Below are 3,600 nucleotides of genomic sequence, written 5' to 3'. Positions count from 1 at the left end.
CAGTGCGACCGTCTCCCCGGCCCCGATCGTCAGGTCGATGCCGTCCACCGCGCGCACGGTCCGGACCGAACGCCCGTCCGTCCGGAAGGACTTCGCTCGGACCAGCCCGGCAGGGCGCAGACGACCGTGCGGTCGTCGGGCGAGAGTTCCTGAGCGATACCGCAGTCCCAGGCCGCGATGGTGCCGGCGACCAGGGTGACGTCCTCGATCACCACGGTCCAGCGGGCCCCCGCCCCGTCCTGGCCGAGTACGAGGCCGTACCCCTCCTCGTACGGTTCGAGGGTGAGCGCCGCGCACGCGGCCGGATAGTCGTCGCCCAGCACGGTGGGAAAGCTTGCCGGGGTCAGCAGGAGCGCGGTCAGTACGTACAGCGCGTCGTCGTCGGCGGCGATCGTGTCGTCCGTCCCGGCCACGGTGTCCTCCTCTGGTCCCGATGCTCGTCCGTCGCCCTCTTCGGCTTCGTCGGCGCACCCTAACTACCCGGTAACCCCGCCGTCGAGACCTCGCGCGACGGTCGATCGCCGGCTTCCGGACCGGGCGGCCCTCCTCCGGTCCGGGTCCGTGCTGCTCCTGGCCGCCGTAGAGTGAGGGGTCCGGGCCGACGGAGGGACGCGGGCGTGAAGAGGTACGACCGGCTGAAGGAAATCCAGAGCCTCGATCCCGAGAGGGACTTCCTCCGTATCTACCGCCTCTGCGTCACACTCGAATTCCCCTGGGACGTCACCAGGGCGCTCGAACTGGCTCTGTACCGCACCTATGCCGTGCCCGCGATCGGCCGACTGCTCGCGACGACAACAGAACTGACGGGCCGTTCCCAGAAGCGCTACGACGACACGTCGCTCCTGCTCGACACCGTGGTGGAGCACGGGTTCGACTCCGAGGAAGGGCGTACGGCACTCCGCCGGATCAACGGCATGCACCGCAGCTACAACATCGCCGACGACGACATGCGGTACGTGCTCTGCACCTTCGTCGTGGTCCCCAAGCGTTGGCTGGACGCCTACGGCTGGCGCAGGATGTCCGCCCACGAGCGCCAGGCATGCGCCGTCTACTACCGTACGCTCGGCGCTCACCTGGGGATCAAGGACCTGCCCCGCACCTACGAGGAGTTCGAGAAGACTCTCGACGCCTACGAGAAAGCCCACTTCGGGTGGGACGAGGGCGCCAGGAAGGTTTCCGACGCCACCTTGGACCTGATGGCCTCGTGGTACCCCGCGCCGCTGGCGCGGCTGGTGCGCGGGGCGAGCCTCGCGCTCCTCGACGACGCGTTGCTGGACGCCTTCCGCTACCGGCGTCCGGGCGCCCTCGCGCGCGGCCTGACCAGGGGGGCGCTGCGGCTCAGGGCGCGGGCGGTCCGGCTTCTTCCGCCGCGTTCCCGGCCGCACTACGGCCGCCAGAACCCGGAGATCAAGGGATACCCGGACGGGTACGAGGTGGCCGCGCTCGGGACATTTCCCGTGCCGGGAGTCCGTGGCTGCCCGGTGCCGCACCACCGCGCACCGGACGGGGGCGCCGCCGCCGGGTGATTCCGGGGGCCCGCCCGCCCTGGGTCCTGCCGCTCCGCGGCCGGGGTACGGGGTGCGCAGCGGCCCGATGCGCGGAGCCGCCGGGGTGGCGTACGGAGTGGCCGGAACGCTCACGGCGTGCGGTGGGCGAGGGAAAGGAACCGGTCGTCCTCGTCGGTGTACGAGTCCATCCGCCACCCCGAACGGGCCAGCAGCGAACGGAGGTTGGGCTCAGCGCGCAGGTCGTCCTCGGTGAGAGCGCGACCGTGCCGTGCGGCGAGGGCTGCCCTGCCGATCGGGTGGAAGAGGGCGAGCCGGCCGCCCGGCCGCACCACTCGGGCCAGTTCGCGCAGACCGGCCTCCGGCCGGGCGAGGTGGGACACCAGTCCGGCGCCGAACACGGCGTCCAGGGCCGCCTCGCGCAGCGGGACGTGCGCGACGTCGGCGAGAAGCAGCGCGGCGTACCGGTCGCGCCGGGCCCGTACCGCCTCCCGGAGCATCGCGGGTGTCAGGTCCGCGCCCAGAACCGTGCCGGACGGGCCGACCGCCTCGCGCAGGACCGGCAGGGCCCGCCCCGTACCGCAGCCCGCGTCGAGCACCGCGTCCCCGGGGCGCAGCCCGAGAAGGCTCACCGCCGAAGCGTAGGCAGGGCCGTCGCCCGCGAAGCGGCTGTCCCAGCCGGCCGCTCGCTCGGTGAAGAAGTCGCGTACATGTGTCCGTTCATCGCTCATGTGCACATGATCGCGGTTGGATGGCCGGAACGGGACTGTGGGGGGAGTGAGTTCGCGGAGAGCGGGGAACACTCCGGGAAGGCCGCGCGAAGTGGGGGATCTCCGAGCGGCACGAGCGTATTTGGCGAGTTCATGATGACAACGGCGACGTCCGTCGGCGGGCTTTGAGCGACAGAATCGGCCACTCTTCGATCGCTTCAGAACGGCGATCTGTCATATTCCGTGAATTTCGAAGTGTGCCCCCGGCACGTACCGTTCGCCGGGCTAGCGTCCCCGATTTATGGGACACCTGGACCACGCCACCTTCGGCTGGCTGACACCCGTGCTGTCGTACGCGATGGCATCGATCGGCGCGGCGCTCGGCCTGCGGTGCACCGTGCGCGCGCTGCACACCACCGGCCGTTCGCGGCGCAACTGGCTGCTCACCGCGGCATCTGCCCTCGGCACCGGTATCTGGACGATGCACTTCGTCGCCATGCTCGGCTTCGGGGTCACCGGCACCGACATCCGCTACGGCGTGGGCCTGACACTCTTCAGCCTGGTCGTCGCCATGGTGGTCGTCGGGATCGGCGTCTTCGCCGTGGGACACGGACGCAACCGTGAACGGGCTCTGCTGACCGGCGGGCTCACCACCGGCGTCGGCGTCGCGAGCATGCACTACCTCGGCATGGCCGCCATCCACCTGCACGGCGAGGTCCACTACAACCCCGTGATGGTCGCGGTCTCCGTGGTGATCGCCGTCGTCGCCGCCACCGTGGCCCTCTGGGCGGCCCTCAACATCCACACGCCCGGAGCCGTGATACTCGCTTCCCTCGTGATGGGCGCCGCCGTGAGCTCCATGCACTACACCGGGATGCTGGCGGTCGGCGTCGAGGTCGCCCCGTCCGCCGCGCCCCTGACCGGGGCCACGGCCATGCAGTTCATCTTTCCCCTCACCGTCGGGCTCGGCTCCTATCTCTTCCTCACCTCGGCGTTCGTCGCGCTCTCGCCCACGGCGCGGGACGCCGACGCCTACGCGTCCGTCTCCGCCGAACGCGCCCGGCACACCGACCGGCTCACCACGTCCGCCGACCCGTCCACGCCCGCCGATTCGTCCACGGCCGTCACCTCCTGACCCGCCCGTCGCCGTATCAGCCCCCCCCGTACCAGCCCCCCCGTACCAGCCCCCCGACCACCCCTTTCCCGACCGGAACGAGGAGGCCATGCGCCCACTCCGTACGACCCAGGCGCCCGGCGCCCACGACGACCGGCCCATACCCCCGGTGCGGGCCCCGGCCTGCCCATCCAGGGCGACGACCTCGCCTGCGTGATGTTCACCTCCGGCTCCACCGGACGCCCCAAGGGCATCCTCTCCTCCCACCGCA

4 protein-coding genes and 1 pseudogene are annotated in these 3,600 nt (G+C 71.2%); 3 read left to right on the top strand and 2 right to left on the bottom strand.

The window, feature by feature from the left end; all coding sequences use genetic code 11:
• Positions 1-101: 101 nt before the first annotated feature.
• Positions 102-413 (bottom strand): annotated as a pseudogene (locus tag ACWD3D_RS34675) (hypothetical protein); the annotation flags it as partial.
• A gap of 204 nt (positions 414-617) precedes the next feature.
• Between ACWD3D_RS34675 and ACWD3D_RS34670 the strand changes: the two are divergent.
• Positions 618-1,526 (top strand): oxygenase MpaB family protein, encoded by a 909-nt coding sequence (locus tag ACWD3D_RS34670; RefSeq protein WP_451464665.1) that lies wholly within the window; start codon positions 618-620, stop codon positions 1,524-1,526.
• Positions 1,527-1,636: 110 nt separating this feature from the next.
• On the opposite strand, the gene ACWD3D_RS34665 is transcribed toward ACWD3D_RS34670, so the two are convergent.
• Complete coding sequence (locus tag ACWD3D_RS34665) at positions 1,637-2,236, bottom strand: class I SAM-dependent methyltransferase (protein WP_451464664.1); 600 nt, start codon at positions 2,234-2,236, stop codon at positions 1,637-1,639.
• Positions 2,237-2,516: 280 nt separating this feature from the next.
• Between ACWD3D_RS34665 and ACWD3D_RS34660 the strand changes: the two genes are divergently transcribed.
• Together ACWD3D_RS34660 and ACWD3D_RS34655 are read left to right on the top strand one after the other, a co-directional pair.
• Positions 2,517-3,350 carry an MHYT domain-containing protein gene (locus ACWD3D_RS34660; RefSeq protein WP_451464663.1) on the top strand — a complete coding sequence of 278 codons (834 nt, stop codon included), beginning with the start codon at positions 2,517-2,519 and terminating at the stop codon, positions 3,348-3,350.
• A gap of 15 nt (positions 3,351-3,365) precedes the next feature.
• A partial coding sequence (locus ACWD3D_RS34655) for an AMP-binding protein (protein WP_451464666.1) occupies positions 3,366-3,600 on the top strand: 235 nt, incomplete at its 3' end.

The organism is Streptomyces sp. NPDC002690 (assembly GCF_053592415.1).
The sequence above is the reverse complement of the archived record's forward strand: the minus strand, read 5'-3'. Positions and strand labels throughout refer to the sequence as shown.

Excerpts from the sequence above, each read along its gene's own strand:
- ACWD3D_RS34660 (WP_451464663.1), top strand. The coding sequence starts at position 2,517 with ATGGGACACCTGGACCACGCCACCTTCGGCTGGCTGACACCCGTGCTG.
- ACWD3D_RS34665 (WP_451464664.1), bottom strand. The coding sequence starts at position 2,236 with ATGAGCGATGAACGGACACATGTACGCGACTTCTTCACCGAGCGAGCG.